Source organism: Pseudomonas sp. 30_B, from assembly GCF_017491605.1.
GTDB lineage: Bacteria > Pseudomonadota > Gammaproteobacteria > Pseudomonadales > Pseudomonadaceae > Pseudomonas.
In genome coordinates this window covers 1-245 of record NZ_JAFGYY010000482.1, presented here as the reverse complement: position 1 = coordinate 245, position 245 = coordinate 1, and the positions used below count along the sequence as shown (strand labels likewise).

Annotated in this window: 1 pseudogene; it reads left to right on the top strand. The window is 61.2% G+C overall.

Annotated elements, in window-relative coordinates:
- Positions 1–245 (top strand): annotated as a pseudogene (locus tag J5M67_RS29185) (sulfatase-like hydrolase/transferase); the annotation flags it as partial.

Sequence of the window (245 nt, the reverse complement as noted above, 5' to 3'; positions counted from 1 at the left end):
TGCGCTGACCAAGAAGCGCATGGAAACCATCGACGACGAGACCACCCAGGCGGCGATCAACTTCATCGACAAGCAGGCCAAGGCCGACAAACCGTTCTTCGTCTGGATGAATACCACGCGCATGCACGCCTTCACCCACATACGCGAATCCATGCAGGGCCAGAGCGGCATGCCGGGCAACGAGTACGCTGATGGCATGCTCGAGCACGACGGCGACGTCGGCAAGCTGCTCAAGGCGGTGGACG